Source organism: Fibrobacter sp. UBA3629 (genome assembly GCF_002374005.1).
GTDB lineage: Bacteria > Fibrobacterota > Fibrobacteria > Fibrobacterales > Fibrobacteraceae > Fibrobacter.
In genome coordinates, this window is sequence record NZ_DFLC01000019.1 from 125,116 (window position 1) to 149,752 (window position 24,637).

General features: G+C 55.9%; 13 protein-coding genes. 2 read left to right on the forward strand and 11 right to left on the reverse strand.

Features of this window, described 5'->3' with window-relative positions; genetic code table 11:
* Positions 1 to 26 precede the first annotated feature (26 nt).
* The 10 genes from B2310_RS06995 to B2310_RS07040 form a co-directional block, all read right to left on the reverse strand.
* Positions 27 to 1,202, reverse strand: a complete 1,176-nt coding sequence (locus B2310_RS06995; protein WP_290729932.1) for a DUF6588 family protein — start codon at positions 1,200 to 1,202, stop codon at positions 27 to 29.
* A gap of 59 nt (positions 1,203 to 1,261) precedes the next feature.
* Positions 1,262 to 1,924, reverse strand: a complete 663-nt coding sequence (locus B2310_RS07000; protein WP_173364969.1) for a hypothetical protein — start codon at positions 1,922 to 1,924, stop codon at positions 1,262 to 1,264.
* Positions 1,925 to 1,926: 2 nt separating this feature from the next.
* Positions 1,927 to 2,940: a quinolinate synthase NadA gene (gene nadA / locus B2310_RS07005; protein ID WP_173364968.1), complete on the reverse strand. Its 1,014-nt coding sequence runs from the start codon at positions 2,938 to 2,940 to the stop codon at positions 1,927 to 1,929.
* 55 nt (positions 2,941 to 2,995) lie between these two features.
* On the reverse strand, positions 2,996 to 3,823 hold the full coding sequence (locus B2310_RS07010; protein ID WP_290725992.1) for a metallophosphoesterase: 828 nt from the start codon (positions 3,821 to 3,823) through the stop codon (positions 2,996 to 2,998).
* A 1-nt stretch (position 3,824) separates the two neighbouring features.
* Positions 3,825 to 4,550 carry a pseudouridine synthase gene (locus B2310_RS07015; protein WP_173382123.1) on the reverse strand — a complete coding sequence of 242 codons (726 nt, stop codon included), beginning with the start codon at positions 4,548 to 4,550 and terminating at the stop codon, positions 3,825 to 3,827.
* Positions 4,551 to 6,038 (reverse strand): sigma-54 dependent transcriptional regulator, encoded by a 1,488-nt coding sequence (locus B2310_RS07020; RefSeq protein ID WP_290729934.1) that lies wholly within the window; start codon positions 6,036 to 6,038, stop codon positions 4,551 to 4,553. It lies immediately after the preceding gene.
* A gap of 3 nt (positions 6,039 to 6,041) precedes the next feature.
* Positions 6,042 to 6,416: a response regulator transcription factor gene (locus B2310_RS07025; RefSeq protein ID WP_290729936.1), complete on the reverse strand. Its 375-nt coding sequence runs from the start codon at positions 6,414 to 6,416 to the stop codon at positions 6,042 to 6,044.
* Positions 6,401 to 8,779 carry a PAS domain-containing sensor histidine kinase gene (locus B2310_RS07030; RefSeq protein WP_173382122.1) on the reverse strand — a complete coding sequence of 793 codons (2,379 nt, stop codon included), beginning with the start codon at positions 8,777 to 8,779 and terminating at the stop codon, positions 6,401 to 6,403. Before B2310_RS07030 ends, B2310_RS07025 begins: the two co-directional genes overlap by 16 nt.
* A 24-nt stretch (positions 8,780 to 8,803) precedes the next feature.
* Positions 8,804 to 14,602 carry a glycoside hydrolase family 9 protein gene (locus tag B2310_RS07035; protein ID WP_290729938.1) on the reverse strand — a complete coding sequence of 1,933 codons (5,799 nt, stop codon included), beginning with the start codon at positions 14,600 to 14,602 and terminating at the stop codon, positions 8,804 to 8,806.
* Between the two features lie 61 nt (positions 14,603 to 14,663).
* Positions 14,664 to 21,224: a glycoside hydrolase family 9 protein gene (locus B2310_RS07040; protein ID WP_290729940.1), complete on the reverse strand. Its 6,561-nt coding sequence runs from the start codon at positions 21,222 to 21,224 to the stop codon at positions 14,664 to 14,666.
* A 229-nt stretch (positions 21,225 to 21,453) separates the two neighbouring features.
* On the opposite strand from B2310_RS07040, the gene B2310_RS07045 reads away from it, so the two are divergent.
* Entirely contained in the window at positions 21,454 to 22,623 is a 1,170-nt protein-coding gene (locus B2310_RS07045; protein ID WP_290729942.1) for a hypothetical protein, read from the forward strand.
* Positions 22,624 to 22,760: 137 nt separating this feature from the next.
* On the opposite strand, the gene B2310_RS07050 is transcribed toward B2310_RS07045, so the two are convergent.
* Positions 22,761 to 23,426 carry a hypothetical protein gene (locus tag B2310_RS07050; protein ID WP_290729944.1) on the reverse strand — a complete coding sequence of 222 codons (666 nt, stop codon included), beginning with the start codon at positions 23,424 to 23,426 and terminating at the stop codon, positions 22,761 to 22,763.
* Positions 23,427 to 23,657: 231 nt separating this feature from the next.
* On the opposite strand from B2310_RS07050, the gene B2310_RS07055 reads away from it, so the two are divergent.
* A partial coding sequence (locus B2310_RS07055; RefSeq protein ID WP_290729946.1) for a fumarate hydratase occupies positions 23,658 to 24,637 on the forward strand: 980 nt, incomplete at its 3' end.

Here is a 24,637-nt window from a genome sequence, read left to right on the forward strand (position 1 = left end):
GTTATGCCTTCTTGTTTGTTAAAAATCTATTCTTCGGACTGCTCGGCTTCCTGGCTCAGTTCCTGCTGGGCGTCGCTACTTGCTTCTTTTGTGGCTGCGTCCTTTTCTGCAGTCTCGTTTGCCTTCTCTTCGTTCTTTGCTCCGCGCACGTAGCCCTTGTCCTTCGCAATCTCATCCGGCGTCTTGTCTTCGCCGAATTGCTGGCGCAGGTAGAGGATGTTCGTCGTGAAGCTTGACTTGCCCGCATAATCGAATCCTGCGACCGGATGGAAGCTCTTGCCGAGCTGGAGAGCGATCGCGATGCCGAACTTGAATCCGTTATTGCCTTCGACAGAAATGTTCGGGTTGAGGGTCTGGCCGTAGTATGCGGAAGGATTACCGAAAGCGTCCTTCGCCTGGCAGGTCAGCTTGCCGGAAGATTCCATGGTCGCGGACTGGTAGCCGAGCGTCATCATGACTTCGAAGAAATTGAAGGGCTTGTATCCGATGACTACATCGAATGTTGTCGCCGAAATGTCAAGATCGAGCTGTCCGGTATAATCCTTGGGCTTGTAGCTGATGCTGCTGGAGTTGTATCCGAAGACGAGGCTCACGTCGAGGCCCTGGGCCGCCTTCGGGAGCATGTACTGGAACCACCTGCCAAAGCTGTATTGCAGGCCGAAACCGAGCAGGCTGAACCCGCGCAATTCGCTGATGGCGGGGAGCCACATCCCGCGAACGACGGCACGGGCATGGAACATGCTGACTCCGAGTTGCAGGTAAGGGTAGGTGAAGACTCCGAGACCGTTCAGGGTCTCGTTACCGTAAACGAAATTGTTCGTATTCAGCGGGTCTGCGGTCTTGTCCCAGTTGCTTCCGAAAATCGTGGGCACATCGCGCGTCTGGCCGAGAGCGTCCTTCTCCTTGAAAGTGCGGTCTTCGTCGTTAATGGGGATGAGGGCAATCGGCAATCCGAATTCGAAGGCGAGGCTCTGCGGCACATTCGCGCTTACATACCAGTTGCTGTTCAGCACGTTGCCGAGGTTCTCGATGATGGGTTTTACGTAACCGGGACGGTTGAATATGCGGGAATCTCCACCGGGGCGGTTTTCGAACGCGGCGATTGATTCGTAGATAGTTGCCCAGCCTTCGCCGTCTGCAGCAGATGCGATGGATGCGGCCCCTAGGAGAATTGCGATTGTGTACTTGGCAAACGTTTTCATACGCCGCCAAATCTAGCTAAAAGCGAGATGTCGGGCAACGGTGAATCCGGATTGGAGACTTAAAACTGATATTGGACGTTCATTCCGACAAAAACGAATGTCTGCCACATGTAGGAATCGAGATCGCAAAGTTCGCTTTCCTTGGTGTAGACATTCTTGAACCAGTTTTCGTAGATTTTGATGAACGGAACCATTGCAATGTTATCTGAAATAAAATACTTGATATTTGCGATAAGCCCGATACCGGATCCCATGAATTCGGCATCGTAAGCGTCTTCGCCTATGAAAGCCGAATTTTCGGTGGTTACTGCGGTGTAGGAATACGAAGCCCCGACTCCCACCTGGAAAAACTCCGGCCAGAAGAAGTTGTAGATGAACTCCATGCTGATTCGCCAGAGGAGGCTGCTTTCCTTGTGGGTTTCATCGGGGAATCCGTTGAGCGTCTGTTCGGATTCCCAGATTTGAAAGTTGAACGTGAGCGTGAATTCGCGGATGTTCGCGCCGATGGTGAAGTCGGGGTTCGCGAGAAACTCGAGTGCCGGAGCGTGGACAATTTCCTTTTGTCCCAATGTGTCCTTCATCGAAATAACGCGGTTGTTGAAGTCGCCTTTGGATGCGACTGCTCCAATGCCCGCGCTTACAAAATATGAACGCGGCCAGTCTCCATCCGCGAAGGCGGAGACGCCGACGAGCAGAATCAAAATGGCAACGAGTTTCTTCATGATTATTTTGCGTAGTAGAACATGGCGTCGATGCACTTCTTGGCGGCAACGCGAACCGATTCGTCAAGCTCGACATGCTCGGCTTTTTCGGGATGGCGGAGCGTCTCAAGGATGTTTTCGAGCGAGTTGCTCTTCATGTACTTGCACATGCTGCAGCTGCCGATAAAGCGCTTTTTCGGATGCTCGTATTGCATGCGGGCGTTGAGGCCGCATTCGGTGAGCAACAGGAACGGGGTCTCGTCGGGCTGTTCCTTGATGTAGTTCACCATTTGTCCCGTGCTTCCGACGTAGTCGCTCAGGAGGGCGACACCCGGGTGGCATTCGGGATGGCTTACCACTTTGAGCCCAGGATTCTGGCTGCGGAAAAAGTCGATAAGTTCGGAATCGTAGGTCTCGTGCACGTAGCAGCAGCCGTTGTGCAAAACGATTTCTTTCTTGATACCGCGCTTGTCGAGGTCGGCCTGGATGTTTTGGCCCATGAGCCTGTCGGGGACGAAAACGATCTTGTCCGTCGGGAGCCTCTCGATAATCTTCATCACGTTTCCACTCGTGACGCACACGTCGCAGGCGGCCTTCACGTCGGCGGTCGTGTTGATGTAGCAGACGAACGTGTGTTCCGGATATTTTTTGCGGAGTTCCCTGACTTCTTCTCCGGTGATGGAGTCGGCGAGGCTGCATCCGGTGAGCGGACCCGGGATGAGCACGTCCTTTTCGGGGTTGAGAATCTTGGCTGTTTCGCCCATGAAGCGCACGGCAGAAAACAGGATGGTCTTCTGCGTCACCTTGGTCGCGTCCTCGCTCAGCTTAAAGCTGTCGCCATTGTAGTCGGCGACGCCGAGGATGATTTCGGGGGCCACGTAGCTGTGCGCGAGGATGACCGTATCCTGGTCTTTTTTGCGCTCGTTGATTTCGTTGATCAGCGGGAGCATCTGCTCGCATTTTTCCTTGGTGTAGGTGCAGAGCACGGCTCCGGGCTGGATGGACTTGAGTCGGTTGTAGAGTTCGTCTGTCGTCATGGGAAATCTCCGCGCCAAAAATAAAAAAATAGGGGGCGCCTCTTGCGGCCATGGGTCAGTATCCGGCCCATTCCGCGCTGATGGAGGGGCTCGCTTTGCGGATTTTTTCGTCCTCGGGCGAATCCTTGCCGGGGGCGATGTCTCCGTTTTCGATTTTCGACTTGATTTCGTCGAAGGTCCGCGGCGGGACCGATTCGGGGGAACTGTCTCCCAGCACCTTGCACGGTGCGTTTTCGGATTCCTTCGCCTTGTCCTTCACCGGCGTGTATTCGCGGGCGGCGGGGACGGTGTAGAACTTGTCCTCTTCGGGGCACCAGGCGGTAAGGCACTTGCCGTAGCAACAGCCGGAATCGAGGCCGATAAATCCGGGACGGTTTACGAATCCCATCTTCGCCCAGTGTCCGAACACGACTGTCTTATCCCATTTCACCTGCTCGAACCATGGCTTGTCATTCCAGTTGCGGATGGAGAGCAGCACTTCGGGACTCATGTCCTCGAGTCGCGCCTTTCCCGGTTCGAGTCCCGCATGCACAAGGAGCGCGTGCGGCGTGTCGCGCCACAGGGGCCAGTTTTTCACGGTGTCGCGGATGAACTCCCACTGTTCGAGCGGGAGAGCCCTGAAACGTTTTTTTTGTTTCTCGGTCCAGGTTTCTTCGGGAGAATCCATCATGCGGATGAGGTGCTCCTCGTGGTTGCCTCGCACTGTCAATATGCCGAGCTTGAGGACCATCTGCATGGCACGCCACATGTCGGGGCCCTTGTTGATGATGTCGCCCGTTTGGTACAAAGTATCATTTTCGCGGACGAATCCGAATGCGTCGATGATGCGCTCGAGCTCGTCGGCACAGCCGTGCACGTCGCCGATGTAGAGGGTCCGCTTCATGCTACAGGTGAACCGCCTGCTTGAGCTTGTTCATCTCGTCGGCGGTCAGCTCACGGAATTCGCCTGCGGGCAGGTCGCCTAGCTGGATGTGGCTATAGCTTACGCGCTTGAGGTCGCGGATTTCGTAGCCGACGGCTCGCATCATGCGGCGGATTTCGCGGTTCTTGCCCTCGATGAGCACGAGCTCCGCAAATCCGTTTTCGAGATACACGTCGGTCGCAAAAGCGATTTCCTCGGTTGCTTCGGGATCGTCGGGGTCGCGGATGTCGACTCCGTCGACGAGCTTCTGCGCGGCAGATTCGGAAAGCGGACGGGTCGTCCACACATAGTAGCTGCGCGGAATTTCGTAGCTCGGGTGCGTGAGCCTGTGCAGGAGTTCTCCATCGTCGGTAAACAGCAGCAGGCCACGGCTCTGCAGGTCGAGTCGCCCCACGTACTTGAATCCCTGGTAGCCGGGAGGCAGGTAGTCATAGACGGTGCGGCGGCCCTGCGGGTCGTCCTTGGTGCAGACGCATCCGGCAGGCTTGTGGAAGGCGATGACCTTTGTCTTTTTGGGAAGGGTTGCCTTTTTGCCGTCGACGGTCACGGTGTCCGAAATCTCGTCTACCTGGTGTCCGAGGTCGGTAATCGTTTCTCCGTTCACTTGCACGCGCCTTTCCTGCACTAACGTATCGGCTGCGCGGCGGCTTGCGATTCCGCACAGGGAAATAAACTTGTTGATTCGCATCTAGGCTTCCTCGCCGTCCATCTGGATCTTGAGTTCTTTCAGTTTGCGCCAAAGGGTCGCGCGGCTGATTCCGAGGCGCTTGCAGACTTCCGTGCGGTTGCCGTTGCAGACGCTCAGCGCACGCAGGATGTGCCTGCGTTCCATCTCTTCGAGCGAGAGGATCTCGTCGGGGCCGTCGGAAGAGTCTGCGGTACTTTGGGGCGGTTGCCTGGAGGTGGAATCCGCATACGAAATGGCGAGACCCGTATTGGACGGGTTTGGCGAGTCCTCCGTAGCTTCGTTGCCTATGCCATCCTTCATGTGCGGAATGGCGACTGTTTTTTCGCGGGCTTCTTCCTGCACGTTTTCGGGCAAGTCCTCCAGGCGGATGACTCCGTTCTCGGAAAGGACTATCGCATGCTCCACGATGTTTTCGAGTTCACGGATATTGCCGGGGTAAGGGTATTTCGCGAGCGCGTATTGTGCGGCGGGCTCCACGTCGTGGATGTCCTTGCCGTGGGTTTCCTTGTACTTCAGGATGAAGTATTTTACGAGCGTGGGGATAAGCGGACGGCGTTCCCTCAGGGGCGGAAGCGAGAGGTGGAATGTGTTGAGCCTGTAGTAGAGGTCTTCGCGGAAGATGCCTTCTTCCATGGCGGCCTGCAAATCGCGGTTGGTGGCGGCGATGATGCGCACGTCTAGGTAGCGCGCTTCGGTTTCGCCTACGCGGCGGATTTCGTGATTCTGCAAGAAGCGCAAAAGCTTCACCTGGGTCGCGGCGGAAAGTTCGCCCACTTCGTCAAGGAACAGCGTGCCGCCGTTCGCGGATTCGAACAAACCTTTCTTGTCTACGGTGGAACCCGTATAGGAGCCTTTCTTGGCGCCGAACAGCTCGCTTTCCACCAGGTTCTCGGGTATCGCCCCGCAGTTGACTGCCACGAACGGATCGCTTGCCCGCTTGCTGTAGCGGTGGATGACGTTTGCGAGGAACTCCTTGCCCGAACCGGATTCGCCCGTGATGAGGACCGTGCTCGTGGTGGGCGCAATCTTGTATGCCGTCTTGAGGATTTTCCTCATTTCGGGGGTGTCGCCCAGGAGGCTGTCCAGCACCTGCGACTCCATCAGCTGGTTGGTCGTCTTGTTCTGGCGGAGAGTCTGGATTTTTTTGGTGGTGTCTTCAAGCTGCTCCACGGTTGCGGGTTTCATGATGAAACTGTTCGCACCGCGGTTGATAGCGCTTGTGGCCCCGGGCCAGTTCTTGTTGTCGCAGAGGACAAAAATCTCGATACCGGGCTTGCGTTCCTTGAGATAGCTCACCATGTCCATGTTGTCGAGCGTAAGGAACGGGACCTCGATGAAGGCGAGGTCTATGGGCGCGGCCTTGACCAGCGGCATCAAATTGTTCTTATCGTCACAGAAGGCTAGCTCTGTGTCGGGCAAAGTCCACGAACGTCGAATGTCGCTGATAAACTCCTTGTCGGAGTCGGCAATCAGGATATTCATCGGCATCGGTTACTGATGGCTCTTTATGATTTCTTCAATCTTTTCGCGGAAGGGCTGCAGTTCGAAGGGCTTGTTGAATGTGGCCGCGACATCGAAATGCTTGGCGGTAATCAGGTAGTCGTCCGCAGCGGTACGTCCGCCTGCGCTGACTGCGATTGTCCTGTCTCCCAAGCCCATACGGCGGAGGTCCAGGATGACTTCGTAGCCATCGACGTCCGGCATGATGATGTCGGTAACGATGACATCGTATTTCTTGTTCTGGTAGAGCACCTTGGCGTCCCTGCCGTTGCTCGCAGTTTCCACTTCGTAGCCCTTGGCTTCGAGGGCTGTCTTCATCATCAGGTTGAACTGCTCGTCGTCGTCAATGATCAGGATGGTGGACATGATGCATTCTCCGGTTGATCGTTTGCTATATCCCAATATAGATTAAATTTCGTGCCTTCGCCTAATGTTGTTTGCACTGTGAAATGCGCTTTGCCCTCTTTTAGGAGCCTGAGAGCCGAAGAAAGGCCGAGTCCGAGCCCTTCTCCCGGTGCCTTGGTGGTGAAAAACGGCGAAAAGATGCGCTCGAGCGTCCCGGAATCCATTCCCGTCCCCGTGTCGGCGATGGTGAATTTCGCATAAGTTCCCTTTTCGATGGCGTCCGAGAAGGGGAGAACAAGCGTGTTTTTCAGCGTTTCGCGTTCGAGTCTGAACGTGAGTGTCCCGCCGGTAGACTTCATCGCGAAGATGGCGTTGTTCGCGAGGTTTGTCAGGATTCGGTCGAGGGCGGCGGGCAATCCGCTTATCTTGAGGTCGGGATCTACGATTTCGGTGGAAATGTGGATGTTCGAGGGGAGCGTCAGCTGGAGCTTCTTTACGACATCCTCGATGATGAGGAAGGGCGAGAACACCATGGCTTCGGGTGCGGTTGTCGTCTTTTCGCGCAGGGCGTTCAGCATTTCGTTCAGGGAGTCCTTGGCGCGGTTCGCCGCCTTTGTCGCTTCGGCGATGAAGCTGTTTACCTTGCCGAGTTTCTCGTATTCCTTCTTGGGCACGGCGTCTTCGGGGATGCTCACGAGGATTTCCTGCGCGAGTTCGCTGAAGCCGATTTGCGAACCGAGGATGTTCTTGTAGTCGTGGGCGAAGGCGCCGCACATGGTTCCGAGTTCTTCGAGTCTCGAGTGGATGTTTTTCTGTTCTCGCAGCAGGTCCCTTTCGCGTTCGAGCCTGCGCTGCTCGGTCAGATCTTGCTTGAGCCCGATAATCTTGTAGGGCTTCTGGTTCGCGATGATGGGGATGAACTGGTTCCTGTAAATGAAAATGGTTTTGTGGTTGTGGATCCGGTTGTTGGCCTCTTCTTCGCTAATCTCGTTGTGGTCCTCGTCCTCGTAGCTTGTGTAGATGCTGGGAATCCCGAGTTCGCGGGCCTGTTTCTCGTAGCTTGAAATCTTGTCGGAATTATCCGTCGTCTGGATCTGGTTGCCGCGGTGCTTGATGTCCGTGATGTTCTGGGTCATGTAGACGCCCTGCTCGTTTTTGGACCAGAACTGGAAGGGAAGCGCGTTGATGAGGGCGAGACTCAGGTTGTTCTGCTCCTTGAATTTTTTCTCGGAACTGTCGAGGCGGTCCTGGTAGCGGATGAGATCCTGCTTGTAGTCGGCGAACTGCTTGTTGTATGATTCGATTCGCTGCCTGTAGATGAGCGAGTTGGATTGGTCGCTGAGCAGTATCATCCACATGTAGGTGGTGAGGGTCACCCGAACTTTGAAAAGCGAAATGAAGAACGTGTGGCGCTCGTCGTTGATGACGACGTCCTTGGTTTCTTCACGGATTTCGATGTCGTATTTGATGTCCGGGATGAGATCCTGGATACGGCAGAGGTTCATTTCGGATTCGGATTTCTTAAAAAGAAGTTGTGCGGCCGGGTTGCTGTCGACGATTTTTCCGTCGGGAAGAAAATGGATGGTGGAATCGCTCAGCTGCGCTTCAAGGTTCTTGAGAAGCCAATGTGAACTCTTGTTCTTGAAAGAGATGGATGTGAAGTACTGGCAGCAGAGGATCGTGAGTATGACTGTCGAATACTGGTGCCATTGCAGGAACACGGGGAAGTGCCCGTCTACATTGAACGAGAACGAGATGGGAATGAGAAAATCCATGAAGAACGAGATGACGACGAAGAAGATGAAACTTGCCACCATGTAGAACCGTATTTGCGCGGCGTCCTTGTCGCTGGTCTGCATGCTGCTGCGGAGCATCTTGTATAGCGAAAGCATCGTTTCCGGGAACACGAAAAGGAAGAACAGGATGGAATAGGAAATAAAGAAGGGATACTTGTGGAACGGCCTCATGCCAAAGACGGAGAAATCCGTGATGATGGATGGCTTGATGCAGAAGATAACCGTGACGGCGATAGCGCTTGCGCCACCGATGGCGTTGAGGAGCCTCCAGAAGTTCGAACGCTTGATGGTGAGGTTCTGTTCGCAAATGTGGTAGACGGCGTTTCCGAGCTGAACCCAGGCGATTGCCTGAAGGCCGAACGTGATCTTTGCGCCGATTCCGATATTTGGACCGCTGAAGAACATGTTCCCGATAAGGCTGCCGGTATTCCAGTGGACGCAGATGAGCAGCAGCTGGTAGATGGGCTTCGGGAACTGCTTGATGCGCACCTTCTGTCCCAGCATGTAGGGAATCAGGAAGGTGAGCAGAAGGGCGATAGCCGACAGGATGGTGCTGATGGGGGAACTTGAATAGAGTATTTCCGGCATGTCTGTCAACCTGTCGCTACGTTTTTACTTTGTCCGCTTGATTCCGAAGGTTTCCGTCTTGTCGTAAGAATTCGACGTGTCGAAGCGTTCCTTCGTTTTCATGTCCAGATCCGGGTTGGGAAGGAACTTGCATTCCAGTTCGGCCTTGTAAATATAGGCTCCCGTTCCGACGGCCCGGCCCTGCTGTGACTTTACGCCTCCGGCAGGCGAGTTGACCCATTCTACAAAGAACGTCACCTTGTTGTTCGTGGAGAAGTATTCATCGGAATTGACGGTGTAGGTGCCGGAAGCGCGGTTCACGTAGCTTCCGAGATTCGTGTAGATGGGAATGTTGTATTTGACCTTGAGGCTTCTCCAGTAGGCCGGCTCGTTCAGCGCTCCGCCACGCGGGACGGTCAGGTCCATGGTCCAGACGACGCCGGTGAGCGGAGTGACTGTTGTGTCTATTCCGGTTTCTACGACAACTCCGTTTTCGATGCGGTCAAGTTTGTGGTTGCTCGGATTGACAATGTAGAGGTTCAACGTCTTTGTAGAATTGATGAGCGAAGCGGCCTGCGAGCTGATGTCGGCAACCTGCTTTTCGAGGTGGATATCGAACTTGATCTTCGGCTTGCCTTCGCCGCCGACGGTCACCTTTGGATTGCGTTCGGCGGGGCGGTTGCCGTTCTTGTCCGCGAATGCGCTTGCCGTATTGGGCGCAAAATTGATACGGTCGCCTTCCATGACCGCGGCCACGGCGTCGGCGGTGTAGAGCGCGTTCAGCATGGTCTTGCCCGAGGGGAGCCCGAATCCGGCAATGTCTATTTTCGCGATGTTCATGTTGCCGCGTTCGCGCACGTAGAGGATCGCTGCGGAATCGACGATGACGAGCGGCTCGCTTATGTATACGTTTAGCACTTCGTAGGTATTGGAAGAAGAGAGCGAAGCCGATACGAACACAGGGCCCGCCAGGTCTTCGGCAAGCACGGATTCCGTCTCGTAGGCGGCACCGTCACCCAGGTGTTCGATAATCATGCCCGCGCCTTCGACTTCGCGGCCGTTCAGAAGCCCTTCGAAGTTTCCGTTGGTGTTGCCGAGCGCAAAAGGAATCACGAGGTCGAACGAACTTGACATCTGGTCCGTGTTCAGCTGGAATTGCGTCTTGCGGACGACGAGCGTCTCGGGGGCGGCGCTGCCGAAGATGATGGAGATGGAATCCGGGAAGTGCTTCGAATCGACCGTCTGCGAGAACCTGATGTCGACGTGTTCGGCAAGCCCGTCCTGGTTCAAGTCGGAGATGCTTGCATAAGTCATGGGAATCGGACGGATCTTCAGGAGAACGTCGACAACCTTCGGGGTGCAGGGGCCGATTCCGTTACCGGCGAGGTCGCGGATGGTGGCTGTCGGCGACAGCTCCGCCTTCATGCCTTCCTTGACGAGCGAACCGCCTCCGGCGTCGAAGTCAATTTCGAATTCCCAAATGTTCAAGTCCTTGTTGTAGGGTTTGACGCCTTTCACGTGGGCCGCAATGTCGTTGTGATCTATCCGGAGAGGCCATTCGGGTGAAGGTTCCTTCACAGGTTCGCTGAACTGGATGTAGACGAAATCGCTTGTGGCTTCGGGCAGGCGTTCCAACACAGAAACCGATACCAGGTTGGGTGGAATGCCATCCTTGTAGAAGTCGACCGATTCCTTCTTGCCGTCCTTCGTGTTGCTCACAAGCGTGATGCTTCCTTCGGGGTTTGTGTTCACGGTGGCGCCCGTGAGGTTTGCGCCCACGACGATGTCCTTGCCGTTCTGCGAAATCAGGTTGGTGCTGGTGATGGTATCTCTGCCGTACACGAACTTGATGGAATTGAACGACTGGTTCTCGGCCGTGATGTATTCGTTCGAAAGCGTAATATTGAGCGCGTCGGGAATGTCGTCGCAGTCGGAGTCGACCATCTTCGCTTCTTCGATGATGGGCCATGGCGGCAGGTCTTCGATGATGAGCACTGCCTTTGCGGGAATATAGTTGAATTTGGAGGTGTTGTTCCCGATGGCCTTCAAGATAGTCGTTGTCGCCTTGTCAGAAGAAAGGTAGAATTCGGCTTCGCCCTTGATGATGTCGATTTTTTCGACGGGAATCGTTGAATTGAGGGACGTGTAGAATTTTGCGAATCCCGTTTCCGAAGAAAGGAGAACGCTTATGGGGTCTACGTTGAGTAGCGCCATGTTGCTGTCCAGAAGCTGCAACTTGACCTTGACCATTTTCCCGGTATAGGCGTGCACCGTGTCGACGGTAAATTTCAGGTGGCGGATTTCAGGAGGAACCATGATGGAGTCTATTTCCACGTTGCTGCGGACGACGGCGCAGGCGCAATCGTAGCTGCCGTTCTGGTTCGCTGCGCGGTTGTGCCAGCTGACCCATTCCATGTAGTTGTTGCCGTAGACAAGTGTCGTGTCGATTTTGAACTGGAAGGCGTCTTTGCGGTTTGCCGGATCGTATGCCGTGTGGTTGAAATAGGAACTGCCGTTCATCTCGAATTCATCGAGCATGCCGGTCGGGGTCACCTTGCTCATTCCGCTGTAGGTGGCGCCGTAGTCTTCCTGTTCCACGGAGTAGTGCGGAGATACGAACGGGCTGTCGAAATTGAGCGTTATGGTACGGTTGAGCTGCGGCCCCGTTTCGGGCGTGTAGTCCGGGGCGTAACCGTAGATGTACTTGCCGTGATAGTAGGCCGTGACGTAAGGCGTCTTTCGGAAGGCCTTTTCCTTTACACCATTTATGGTTTCGATGTACATGGTGGAATTGGATTCTTCCTTGTACAAGGGGCCTCGGGTCAGGTCTATGCCTTCGAACATTTCTGGATCGTCGGAGCCCGTATGTGGCCTGAAGGACCAGCTGTTTTCCAGGCTTCCGTAGGAGGGCTGAACCTTGAATTCAAAGAAGTAGCTGCCGGAAACGGCGAGGTTGCCTTCGATATGGACCTGCGTGTAATATCCGCTTTCGGTCGTTCCGCTCGGTGTCGTTGCCGTATAGGCTACGGGGGCTTCGAAATTCATCGTGGGCCATCCGACCGATTGCCCCGTTCCGTCCCAAATGGACCTGTTGTCGCTGCCTCCGGTGACGGCGACCGGGAAATAGAATCTCAGGTCGAGATCCTGGTATGGCATCGTATCCCTGTTTGTGACAATCACCAGGAAGGTGTTGCATTGCTTCCAGTCGGAACTGCTGGAGCAACCGTTCTTGTTGAGAGGCTTCACGTAGATGTCCATCTCGACTGTCGTGGCGTATTCTTCGGTCGTGAAAGAGAATTCGCTTGACGTCGTGGCTCCCGAAGATACGGAGAAGTAGTACTTGGTGCCAGCCTGAAGGTTGGTGAGCGTCGCTTCGTGGAAGAGGACTGCGCCGCCTTCTGCCGCTTTGGACTGGGTGTAGGCTCCCGGAGCCGTTCCGAAATTCACGACTCCATTCATGCGGTCGCTCGACCACCAGTAAATCTTTGCGCTCCGGTTGTCGACTTGGCAGATGGTGACCCCGCTGATGGATGTCGTGGCAGGGGTCATGGTGAACTTGTACCACTGGCCGTGATTGTTGTCGGTTGTGAGATTCCTTCTCGTGTCCATGCCTTCGAGGAAGAAGTAGTAGGTCTTCCCCGGGGTGAGCCCGGTGAGTGTGACAGCCCCGCCCTTTGTGGCCGTGTTCTGTTGAACGGACTTGACGGTTGTCTCGTCGGGAACTTCGCTGTAGAATACGGTTACGAGTGCGACTTCGTTGGCGTCCCAGCTCACGATGGCTTCGGTGTCCGAAATCGGTGTGCCGGCGATGTTGCTGAACAGCGGACCATCCATGTCGGGCGGGAGAGTCTGGGCAAGGCTCTGGGCCGGGAACAGGAACTGCGCCGTGAAGTCGATGCAGGTTTCGGTCGAGGTGTATTTGCTCCAGTCTTCGATCAGTGTCTTGTTCGGGTCACGGGCTCCCATCAGGGCGCCTACGGGGCATTTATAGTCGTACGGCATGCCGCCTGCGTTGTAGCCGTCGGGGTTCGAGGCGCGGTTGTGGGGGTGTTGCGGGTTCTTGTCCCCGGTTCCCATAAGGAATGAAATATCCCACGGGTTTGCGCCCAGAATGAAGTACATGTTGTCGAGTGCCACTTTCAGATAGCGCTCGTCGCCGGTGAGTTCGTACATCAAGAAAATGGAAACGGCGGTTCCCATGTTGTAGCGCATCACGCCCCAGTCAAAGCTGGTCCACACCAGGTTATACGGGGTGATTACGTGCAGGTTGCTTGGGCCTTCGTGCGGGTCGCCGCTGCCAATGCCAGGGTTGGTGAGCACCAGGGAGTCGCCCTCGTTGGTACTTACATCGATCAGTTTCCTGAACGTCGCCATGGTTCGCATCGAGAGGGTGTCGCGTTCCAGTTCGCTAAGGCCGTATTCTGCAGAAATCGTCGGGCTGTTCAAAATCAACCGCTGCATCGCAAAAAGCACATACGAATGGACGTTCTGGTAGTCTGTCGCCCAGCCGCCCGGCGTAAATCCGCTTGGATTCCCGAGGAATCCGCCCTTGAAGTAGTCGAGGTTGTACCTGTAGGAATTTGCGTTGTTGTATATGGCCGGGTTCTTGTAAAGGTCGTATTGGTAGGTCGTATCCTTGGTGGCATACCAGAGGGCGAATGCGGCTGCGGCGCCGTCGTCGTTCAGGGGGCCACCACCCGTATAGAACTGGTTGTAGTAATTGCCGCTCGTGATGCGCTTTTCTGCATAGGCAACCTTGAAAACGTTCTTGTAGATGTCTTCTGCCGCAGCGAGAAGGGAATCCGAATAGGCTGCATCGTAGACCTTGTATCCGACGGCCACGTTTGCAAGCGCAGCGGCGAAGATACCCGCGGTATTGGCACCGATTTTCTTGGTTACATCGCGGTCGGGGCCTCCCTTGGCCGGGGATTGTGCGTCCTGGCGTTCAGGCCTGTCCCAGTACGCATGGTCAGGATCGGCGACGCCCACGGAATGGTACATGTCGCCTTGGGCAATCACGCCGTCCGCCTTGGATGCGTTGTAAAGCTTGAGAATGTAGTCCGTTCCGATTTTTGCTTCGTAGAGGATGTCGGGAATGCCGTCGGTGAACACGGTATCCGCATAGGAATTGCCGTAGCGGTCTTCGGCCTTGTCCTGATAGGTGAGGTAGACCATTGAAAGCACATACGCCGCGTAGCCCAGGGTTTCCGAGACCTTGAAGTGGTCTCCGCAGTCGTGCCATCCGCCGGTGAGGTCGTGCCCGATTGCAGAACCGTCCTTCAGGTGGCATGCCCCGTGGAAATGCGACTTGGTGTCGCCGCACCGCTGGATGCCAAAGAACATCAGCGATTTTTCCAGAATGGCGTTGAATATCGATGGGTGGATAAGGAAGTGGGCCGAGGTGTCGTTCCCGACAACAAGGTAGTATTCTCCCATGGAGGTAAGCGTCGTGAAGTCCGCTCGGTACAGGTTTTCTCTGGCAGAACTTATGGAATCCAGAGACCCGAATTCGTACACGCTTGCGATGGAATTGAAGGCGCCATTGATCCAGATATTGGGCTTTACGGCGTTCTGCTTGATAAGAGAAAGGCTGCCGTTCGAAACTTCCGTGTTGGTATTTGCGTCGATTACCTTGAAGGTCATGTTCGTCGGGTCGGCGACATAGGCGTACTTGTAATCCTGGGGCCTAAATCCGCTTTGGTTCAAACGGATAGGCCTACGGTTGTACACGTTCAGCGAGTCGAGGTATCGACGCTCGTGGACCTTGTCGGTACGGTCGATTACCGGGAGCTGCTCCATGGCGTTCACGCACAGCGCATCTCCCAGTATAAACAAAACAGCCAACAGTCTTTTCAAATACGTCATGTCAAATTCTCTTCCTAAGATAATTGTTCAGCACGAGGCGTCACTTCTTGACTCGTTTGAAACCGAAGGTCTTCGTCGTGTTGTCGTTCGCCTTGATGACGTCGCCCTTTTCGTAGTCGAGGTCATCTCCCGAACCGGATTCCGCAACGTAGGTTGCCTTGGATTCAAAATCAAACTTCGCAATGTAGGCACCAGTGCCGAGCCTGCGGCCGGTCTTGCTTGCCGGGGAACCGTTGGGCGCAAGCCATTCGAGGTTCAGGTGCAGCACGCCGTCTTCCGAAATCTTGTCGCGACCGATGTCGTCGAGGTCGATTCGGATATCTTGGTTCGCGATGAACTGCCCGAGGTTGTCGTAGACGTTCATCGTGAAGCGGATGTCGAAATCGAAGATAGGCTTGCCGAAGTCGTCGGTCTGGAGAGCCGACGGCATGGTGATATCCACGAAGAACTGCGGGCCCGCATGCTTGTAGGTATTGGTGTCAAGCACGATGGCGGTCGCCGAAAGCTTATTGTCGTTCAGGTTGAGCAGGGTTTCCGTCCCGTTCGAGTTCTTGACGGTGATGCGGAAGATGTCGCCTTCCTTCACGGGGACATCGGCGTAGGGCATTTCCTTGGACGGAGTGGTGATATTGCTTGCGAGCGTCACCTTGAACTTCGTCTTCTCGGCAGCATCACCACCAACGATAACCCACGGGTTGTTGATGGTGGGGTAGTTGCCCGCCTTGTCCTTGTAGCGAGAAAGTTCCTTGAGAGGCACGAGCCTAATGAAGTCGCCCACGCGGACGGCGCCTTCGGATTCGTCCGTGTAGCCGAACGTCTCCTTGGTCTCGTTCTTCGTGGTCACCGAGATCGGCTTGAGGTAGATTCCTTCCTGCGAGCCGCGCTTCCTTTCGATGTATTCGAGGACTGGGTTGTCGATGCTCTGGAGCGGTTCAGACATGGTCGCCTCGAGGAACTCGTAAGAGCTTACGGAACTCTTGGTCGCCTTTATGATGATGGGCGGGCAGTTGTCGATGAGCGTTGCCCGTGTTGCATCCAGCAGGCTTTCGAGAGATCCCTTGCGCGGGAGGATAGCTCCGTTGCCGCCACTAGAACCGTAGGTCATGTTCTTGTACAGGCCGTCCGGAATCGCAATCCTGATGGCGCTATGCTCGGTCTGTGCCGAGTCCCAGCCCACGGTGTCAATTTTCGGAATGAACGAAGAATCCTGCGATGTCTGGTACTGGTCGCATTTCTGCGAGACTGTAGAAGAAAGCGTGTCGATATGGTCAACCGTGCATTGGTCGACAACGGTCTGTTCCGCATCGAGGTAGGTGCAGGTGAAAACCGTGTCTGTGACGTAGGTCGTCACGTCCTTGAAACTGATGCAGGTCTTCTTGACGGTTCCCTTTATCCAGGTTCCGTTGGCAGAGTCCAGCTTTGTTATGGCGACAGGAGTCTTTTCGCCATAGACCGTATCGAGGGCCCATCCGCCGGCGGGCGTGGTGAACGGCGTGTAGACGGCGGGGCTGCCCCAGTACACGTCGATCGTGTCGGGAATGTTCTTGTCGCGGAGCAGTTTCACGAACTCGATGTAGATGGAGTCGGGCTGGCCGTCGCCTTCGACATCGAAGATCCTTGCGTAATGCACGGGCACGGGTCGGGTCGATTCTGTCACCGTAATCGGTTCGCAGGAGGCGAGCGCGTTAGTGGACATGTCGTTCACCTGGAAGGATCCGGCAATTTGTGTGCGGAACCCGGGCTTGATCAGGTCCCCGTTCGTGTTGCCTTCGATGACATAGAGCCAGCTCTTGCCGTCGTCGCTGGATGTTGCCGAAATGACGCGGATGCCGGCCTGCACGACTTCGGATGTGCCGTCGTAAACCTCAAGGGGCCATTCCGTCTTTGAACCTAGGTTGATAGGTTCCGAGAACGAAACCTTGAGCGTGTCGCGTTCGTTTTCGTGGTTCTCGTTTTCCAGAATGGAAACGCTCACGAGCTTCGGCTTGATGGCGTCGGTAATGGCTACGGTCGCCGTCTGGGCCTTCCCGTTTTCGCGCAAGTAGACGGTGACGTTACCCTTCGGGTTCGCGATGCTGACGAGCGAGTCGGAAAGGGGGAAGGAGGCTGTCGCACCCGTCACGGTGGAAGACGGAGTCAGCACGAAGGAATTGCCTGCGAATGTCGCGGTGGAATCGAGCGAGACCATCACGCTGTCGAGGATAATCTTGGTGCCATCGAACTGGCTTCCGCTGAATTCGATATTGAGGCTCATGTCATTTACGGGTGCGCCGGTCATGGAGCAGACTTCGCTTGTAAAGAGAGCCTTCTTGGGGTCGGGCCGGGTCGGCTGCGAGTAGAACCAGACGGAGTCGCGTTCTTCTTCGTCGGCCGGGTCTTGGTACTTGACCCAGATGGTGTCGCCACCGAGGAAGTGGATGTTGGGGTAGGCGTCTTCGCTCGAACTTGCCTTGAGCCAGTCGCCGGAGAAGTAGCCCAGGGCCTCATTATCGCGCCTGAGAATGACTTCGATAGAGTCCCCGGTGCGCGAATTGAAAACCTTCACGGGCATAGTCTCGTTGTTGCGGCTGTCCTTGTCGCGCAGCTGAATCTGGAACTGAAGGGAACCGTCTGTCTTGGCGGGGCTCGTTACCGAGTTCCCGTCCTTCTGTACAAGCAACAGCGAGCCCTGGGTGCGGTCGCCCTTGCTGAACTGCACGTAGTAGGTGCGGTTCACGAACGCGCATCCGCCATTTTCTTGGCATTCAGCACATTCGGGGTTCGGACCCGCGAACACGGTCACGTCCACCTTGTTGGTGCCGATGGTCATCTTGGCCGGGATGTCCAGGTCGAACTTGCCGGTCTCGTAGTTGTAGACGGCCGCCTTCGCGAGTTGTTCCTTGGTGAGCGCCACGCCGTTCACCCAGATGCTGTTCACGTAGCCGCTTTCCGAAATCAGTGCCGTGCCGCGCAGGTGCATGACGCTTGTCGCCGTGTCGATTCGCACATAGGAACCGTTGGACACGTTGAACGGAGCGTCGAACGCTACGGTCATGTCGTAGTGGGCGCGCTTGGTGGTCATTTCCTTGTAGGAGGGGCTGAAGCCCGATATGAACTCGTCCTTGCGGTAGACTACGATGTAGGGGTTGACAGGTGCCTGCTCGAAGTCGCCCTGGTCCTTGTCCCATGCGGGAACGCCATCGTAGTCGGCCCCGTCGTCGTCGCGCTTGTGGGCCGCCCAAGACCAGTCGGGAGAGTTGCCGCCGGTCACGAGGCGCTTCTTGCCCGGAGTGCGGAGCGTTTCGCACATGTTGTTCTGGTAAATGCCGCTGGAGAAACCGATGTCGATACGCATGCGCGATGACGATTTGATGGTCGTGCCGCCCAGCGGAATCGGGATGTACCAGTCGTATTCGCCCGTTGCCGGGTTGTAGGTGTCTTCAAGTTTTACCGGCACGGCATGTCTCAGGTAGTAGCGTATGGAATCGTCGACATTCTCGCCTCTTTCGTTCACGCAGGGCCTGTTGAAGCCCGCTTCGTCATAGGCCTGGCAAATGTCGGAATCCACCAGCAGGGGGCAGGTTCCCGGTTGGTTGTTCTGGCCGGGGACGGCCTCGATTTCTTCGGGCTTTGCTGTCACGTAGAATCTAAGGGTCAGTTCGTTGAACGCGCGGTCCTCGTTGTTGGTGAGGTTCAGGTTCAGGAAATCCATCCCGCCGAACTCGTACTGGTACACGCTTACGTCGAAGTCGTAGTGCGTCACGGGAGTAGTAAACTTGAGCGGCATGCCGTTGTCGTCGGTACAGCGCTGCACCCCGTTGCTTTCTACGCAGTAGTAGTAGGTCGTCTTTTCCTTGAGCTTGCCAATCTTCACGTAGTGGAAGCTGGTCGGGATTCCCGAAACATCCGCGTTGCCGTCGATGTCGCAGGTGCCCCTCGGGGTCGTGGGACAGGTCATCTTGTCGTAGCTCGTGAGTGTCGTATCCCAGTAGACCTTGGATTCGTACTGGCCGTTGGGTGTGTACCACATGATTTCGGCGCTGTCGGAACTCAGGTTGCAGACCTTCACGTTCTGGATGTCGGCCGGGGCCGGCGGGCTCACGAGGGTCGTGAACGAGAACGGGGTCGTGGTGCTGTCGACGAGCCACTTGGTGGCGTACGCTTCGCTCCTGATGTTAATCGCGATGACCTTGAAGTAGTAGGTTGTGCCGTTCTGGAGCCCCGTCAGGTGGATCTCGTGCTTTACGCCGTTGACGGTATCCTTCGCGGGAATGTTGAACGGACCGGTTTCACTGGTGCTGTAGAGAATCATGGCGGGGCCGCGCATGTCCTGGGAAATCTTTACGATGGCAGAATCGTAGCCCACGTAACGGATTTCCACGTTAATCTGGGAGGGGGCGCGGTTGCGGTCTTCTTCGCGGACGGCAACGGCGCTCGAAGCCACGAACATGGCCGTAGCGTCGATACAGGTTTCGGAAAGGTGGTAGTCTTCCCAGCTGAGCGTCGAGGGCGACCAGGCGTTCTCGACGCCGGGGGTCACGCCGCCGAACAGGGCGCCCGTGGGCGGGTTGTACTTGTAGCCAGCACCCGGCATGTTCTTGCCTTCGGGGTTCGATGCACGGTGGTGCGGGTGGGCGTCGTTCTTGTCGCCCACGCCCAGCAAGAAGGAAACATCCCAGGGGTTCACGCCGAGCATGTAGTTGAGCTGGTTTATACCGAGTTGCTTCATGGCGGCGGAGTTCCAGTTCTGCATGCCCTTCTGCGGCAGGTTGATGCCTTCCAGGTCCTTGGTCACGTCGGAGTAGGCGAGCACTTCAAAGATATTGCCCGCCTGGTAGCGGTTGTAAATCCAGGTTTGGTCAGTCTGCATGTTGTACCACAGGTCGCCGAACGAGACTGGGGTCGGGCCGTTCAGGGTCGGGATGGTGACACTCTGGGAACCGCTTCCGCTCAGGTAGCTGATGTTGGTGCCGAGAATCAAGGCGACATTTTCGGCGTAGGTCAGGCGGGTCTTGTCGTCGATGCCGTACTTGAGGCCCGTTTCCTTGTCGCGCAAAAGCATCTTATAGAAGCCGTAGAGCGTGTAGGTGTAGGCGTTCGCCCAGCTCGTATTCTTGCTCGACTTCCTCATGCCGTCGCGGTTCCAGGCCATCCAGCCGCCATGGAAGAACCCGGTCGAGGCTTCCTGCGGGACACCAATTTGCGTATCTTCCACGGCGTCGTTCAGGTAGTCCATCTTGCCGGTCTTTTCGTAGGTGGCGAAGTGAAGCGCAATGGCCGCAATGGCGAGGTCGTCGTGCGACTCGTTGTTGCCGTTGTAGGCCGGGCTCGACCAGCCGTCGGCCTTCGTATTGTGCACATAGGCCTTTCCGCCGTCGTAGGTTCCGGGGCCAAGGCTCTTTTCCTTGAGCTTCAGGTTCTTGGCGAAATCGTACATCTTTTCGGCCACGACAAGGCAGCTGTCTGCAAAAGGCTTGTCGTATGTCGCGTATTCCTTGCTCAAAATGGCGAGGCCCGCCGCAATCTGGCCCGAAATGTTGGAACCCAATTCGCCGAGGCGGATGTCACGTTCATGCGGACCTCCGCGACCGGTCAATGTCGTGGGCAGCGCATCCTGGTTTTCGGGGCGTCCCCACCATCCGTGGTCGGCGCCAAAGTTTCCTACGGAGACGGCCATATTGTCGATGACGCCATTTGCAAAACGGTAGGCGCGCAAAAAGAAGTCGGCACCGTGCTTGGCTTCGCGCAGAATGTCGGGAATACCGTCGGTATTGATGGTTTCGCCCATGTTGTAGGCGTAGTGGTCCTCGTCGCGTTCCGGGCTCGATGCCGCCATCACGGCAAGCACCATGAATGCGTAGGCCTGGGTCTGGGATTCCTTCAGGTGGTCACCGCAGTCGTACCAGCCGCCTTGCAGTGCGCCCTCTTCTGGAGTGAAGCCTGTGACGGCGCCGACACCCTTTACGAACTTGCCGCTGCCGTCTTTGGTGTGGCTCGGCTTGTGGAACCAGGATTCCGAATTGCCGGAACGGTTGATACCATAGAACTTGAGGGTCGCATCGCGGACCATCGAGTAGACCTTGTCGCTAATAATAAAGGTAGCGGAATACTGGCTCAGCACCTTGACGCGGTAGCGCTTGTTCATGTCGAGTCCGGCCGCCTGGCTCAGTTGGCCGATACAAACCTTGCCCTCGGGACCTATGGCCTTGGCCGTGTAGCGCCCTTGGTTGTTCGTCGCGGCGTCAGTTCCTGCCTTGATGTCCCAACTGGACCCGGTGGACTTGCCGGAGTTGGTAAAGGTTCCGCCAGTAAAGACTTCGTTCCCTTCCAAATCGACAACGGAGAATTTTTCGCTACAGTTGCCTGCGGATACATAATAGAACTGCTTTTCCGGGTCTTCGGGCAGGTAGCCCGCCTGGTTTATACGGATACGGCCGATACGGAGGTTCTGTGCGTCACGGAAAGCCTGGTTCAACGAGTCGGGAATGATTCCGTTTGGAACAAAGTCTTGGGGCATGGATCCGACGGGGGGCACGGTATTGTGCTTGCGGGGGTTCGGAGTATACTTGCTGAAACTCTCGACTGTACCGCCGTTGTCTGTGGCGGCAGTATCCCACTTCATGGGCCATATCGGACGAATCAAGTCATAGGGTGTCGGTTGTTCTTGGTCAACCGCAGCAAAAGTCAGAGATGCCAGAAGCAATCCTGCTACTAGGAAAAACGGCATATAGCCTCCCTTAAAAAAGTACTCACAACAATCCCATCTAGAAAATAGACATTTTTAACGCGGTTGAAAAAAAGTGTATCAAAAAAAACTACTCATTCGGGCTTTTTTTTATATATTTCAAAGTATGACATCCTCTTTTTTTAAGAAAAGATTTTTTTACATTCCTGCTTCGGCGCTGTTCGTTTCCGGATTGTCGCTGTTCGGTCTTTCCGCTTGTGGAGACGAGGTGGCAGGTCCCAAGGAACCGTCTAGCCAGTTGCCCGATGACCCTCCTGCGGTGTCTTCCGAAAGCAAGCTCTCCCAGGAGGGGGGAACCTCTTCCTCGTCGACAGTCTCAAAGCCGTCTTCGTCCTCCTCGCAGGCATCCAAGCCCGTTGCCTCGTCATCTTCCAAGACGGCGACGGAGTCTTCTGAAGAGGTTCTGAACGAGCCGTCTCTCAAAGTTTCCGGAAGTTGCGGTCCCAAGACCCCCATCATTGAGAAGGGTGGCATGGCGACGTGGTCGTTCTATCGTGAAGGTGGCGATGTCTTTGATGCCATCATGGCTCCGTTTGTATGGAAATTCCCCGAACTGAACAAGACGGTGCAGGGGAATGGGATGAACTCCGTGGATGTTTCGTATGAGCAGTCCGGAACTTACACGGCAACGCTGAACGTCGATGGTGCAGATGTCGTTTGTGATCCCCTACAGGTGCAGGGCATTCCTATTACTATCAATTCCTGCAAGGCCGACAAGGAAACAGCCAAGGCGGGCGAAACGATTACGTGGACCGTCGAGGCGGAATCCGATGCGAACATCACCGGGTATGCCTGGACTTCGACGCTCGGGACGATTTCTGGTTCGGGGACGAGTGCTACTTTGTCTGCAGAAGCTTCGATGCACAAGCAGAAGGTTGCCCCCATGGTTGCCGTGACCAACGATGACAGGACCACGCAAACTTACCAGTGCGACGGCGTGACTGTGCTTGACCCCGAATCGGTGGACCTAGTGCTCATCGTTGCCGATGTCAATAGCCCACAGTATGGCGAGACCAACCGCGCGAATCTCCCGGATTCCATGTTCATTCCGGCGCAGTCCCCGATTACCGCCCAGGTTCCGAATACAGCAAAGGCAAACTGCAACCTTTCTTGCGTGCCCAAGGTTGGAGCCGATTACATGTCCCTCAAGATTACCGTGGACGGAAACCAGGTTGACAACATCGGTTACTTCAATCCCGGCAACAGCTGCGCGCCTGGCAAGAAGTTCTCCATCGAGGCAACGGTCACCGCGCTTTGCATGGTTTCGCCCAACTAGAAGGCGGCAAACTCATTTAACGAAGGCCGTGGTCTTTGTGACCGCGGCCTTCTTATATGCATCTGGAAATACAACAAAGATTGCAAAAAGAAAGACGGCCAGAAGCCGTCTCTCTTAAACCTTTTTGAAGGAGCTTATCAGTCCCCGGTGAAGATAATCACGAGCACAGAAGCAACGAACAGGGCGGAAACCACGAGGAATTCCCACGGATTTTCCATGATGGTGGTCTTTGCAGAACCCATGCTGGAAGCTTCAATCTTCTGCTGTTCTTCGGCCTTGGCCTTAGCTTCGGCTTCGGCAGCCTTCTTTTCTTCTTCGGCCTTGGCGAGAGCGGCGGAGTCTACCGGAGCTTCTTCGGCCTTGGCTTCGAGGACTTCGGTCTTGGCGGTGTCGGCCGGAGCGGCAGCTTCGGCGGGCGCTGCTTCAGCAGGAGCGGCGGCGGAATCAGTGGCGGCTACGGCTTCGGCAGGAGCGGCCTCGGCAGCGGGCGCTGCTTCAGCAGGAGCAGCTGCGGCAGCAGGAGCGGCGGCAGCTTCGGCAGGGGCTGCTTCAGCGGCAGGTGCCGGTGCGGCTTCGGCAGCGGGAGCGGCGGCCGGGGCTGCTTCAGCGGCAGGGGCCGGAGCAGCGGCTTCGGCAGCAGGTGCAGCAGCCGGGGCAGCCTCAGCAGGAGCAGCAGCGGGTGCGGCGGCTTCGGCGGCAGGTGCCGGTGCGGCAGCGGGGGCTGCCTTCTTGGCGGACTTGGCCGGCGCAGCGAATGCGACTGCTGCGGCGAGCATGGAGACCATCAAAATCTTTTTCATCATAGATTCCATTCCTCTTTAGGGGTTGTTTTTAAACTTACGCTCTAAAAAATAGCACATCTTGGGGCGAATTGCTAAAAAAAAATAAAAAAAATTCAAATAATCCCCTTTTTTTGTACGTTTATCGGCGGTTTTTACAAAAAAAGGCATTACGCCTGGCGAGACCGCCCCCTTCGGTCGGGGCAATTTTTATCTTATGAATCAAAATTTAACCCCTCACTAGAGACACAAATTATGGCATTCAAATACGAAGCTACCGTTCAGCACGGTGAAGATACTACCGAATACGTGAACCTCGGTAAAGACGGCGTTTCCGTCGCCGAATTCGAAGGCAAGAAGATTCTGAAGGTCGCCCCCGAGGCGCTCACCAAGATCGCCCAGGCAGCCTTTGAAGAAGTGGAATTCTGCCTGCGCCCGGCCCACACGGCGAAGGTCGCAAAGATTTTGCAGGACCCGGAAGCTTCGGACAACGACAAGTTTGTCGCCCTCACCATGCTCAAGAACGCCTGCGTTGCCGCCAAGGGTATTCTCCCGTTCTGCCAGGACACCGGTACGGCAATCTGCGTCGCCCACAAGGGCCAGCAGGTGTGGACCGGCTTCGACGATGCCGAAGCGATTTCCGAAGGTATCTACAACGCCTACACCACCAAGAACCTCCGCTACAGCCAGATTGCACCCTTGACCATGTACGAAGAAAAGAACACCGGTTGCAACCTCCCGGCTCAGATCGACATCCACGCCGAAGAAGGCGCCGAGATGAAGTTCCTCTTTGTGGCGAAGGGCGGCGGCTCTGCCAATAAGACTTACTACTGGCCGATGACCAAGGCGCTCCTCAACCCGAAGTCCTTGGAAAAGTTCCTCGCCGAAAAGGTGAAGACGCTCGGTACAGCAGCCTGCCCTCCGTACCACCTCGCCATTGTGATTGGCGGTACCTCTGCCGAAATGAACACCCACATGGTGAAGCTCGCTAGCTGCGGCTACCTCGACGATATTCCGACCACGGGTTCCGAAGGCGGCCGCATTTTCCGCGACCTCGAAATGGAAGAAAAGGTTCTGCACATTTGCCAGAAGACGGGCATTGGCGCCCAGTTCGGCGGCAAGTACCTGGTGCACGACGTGCGCGTAATCCGCGCTCCGCGCCATGCGGCTAGCTGCCCGGTTTCTATCGGCGTGAGCTGCTCTGCCGACCGTAACATCAAGGCAAAGATTGACGA

What these genes read in the sequence shown, in the direction of transcription:
- B2310_RS07010 (WP_290725992.1), bottom strand. Translation starts at nt 3,823, where the DNA reads ATGAAGCGGACCCTCTACATCGGCGACGTGCACGGCTGTGCCGACGAG.
- B2310_RS07000 (WP_173364969.1), bottom strand. Translation starts at nt 1,924, where the DNA reads ATGAAGAAACTCGTTGCCATTTTGATTCTGCTCGTCGGCGTCTCCGCC.
- B2310_RS07050 (WP_290729944.1), bottom strand. Translation starts at nt 23,426, where the DNA reads ATGATGAAAAAGATTTTGATGGTCTCCATGCTCGCCGCAGCAGTCGCA.
- B2310_RS07020 (WP_290729934.1), bottom strand. Translation starts at nt 6,038, where the DNA reads ATGCCGATGAATATCCTGATTGCCGACTCCGACAAGGAGTTTATCAGC.
- B2310_RS07025 (WP_290729936.1), bottom strand. Translation starts at nt 6,416, where the DNA reads ATGTCCACCATCCTGATCATTGACGACGACGAGCAGTTCAACCTGATG.
- B2310_RS07040 (WP_290729940.1), bottom strand. Translation starts at nt 21,224, where the DNA reads ATGAAGTGGGATACTGCCGCCACAGACAACGGCGGTACAGTCGAGAGT.
- B2310_RS06995 (WP_290729932.1), bottom strand. Translation starts at nt 1,202, where the DNA reads ATGAAAACGTTTGCCAAGTACACAATCGCAATTCTCCTAGGGGCCGCA.
- B2310_RS07030 (WP_173382122.1), bottom strand. Translation starts at nt 8,779, where the DNA reads ATGCCGGAAATACTCTATTCAAGTTCCCCCATCAGCACCATCCTGTCG.
- B2310_RS07045 (WP_290729942.1), top strand. Translation starts at nt 21,454, where the DNA reads ATGACATCCTCTTTTTTTAAGAAAAGATTTTTTTACATTCCTGCTTCG.
- nadA (WP_173364968.1), bottom strand. Translation starts at nt 2,940, where the DNA reads ATGACGACAGACGAACTCTACAACCGACTCAAGTCCATCCAGCCCGGA.
- B2310_RS07015 (WP_173382123.1), bottom strand. Translation starts at nt 4,550, where the DNA reads ATGCGAATCAACAAGTTTATTTCCCTGTGCGGAATCGCAAGCCGCCGC.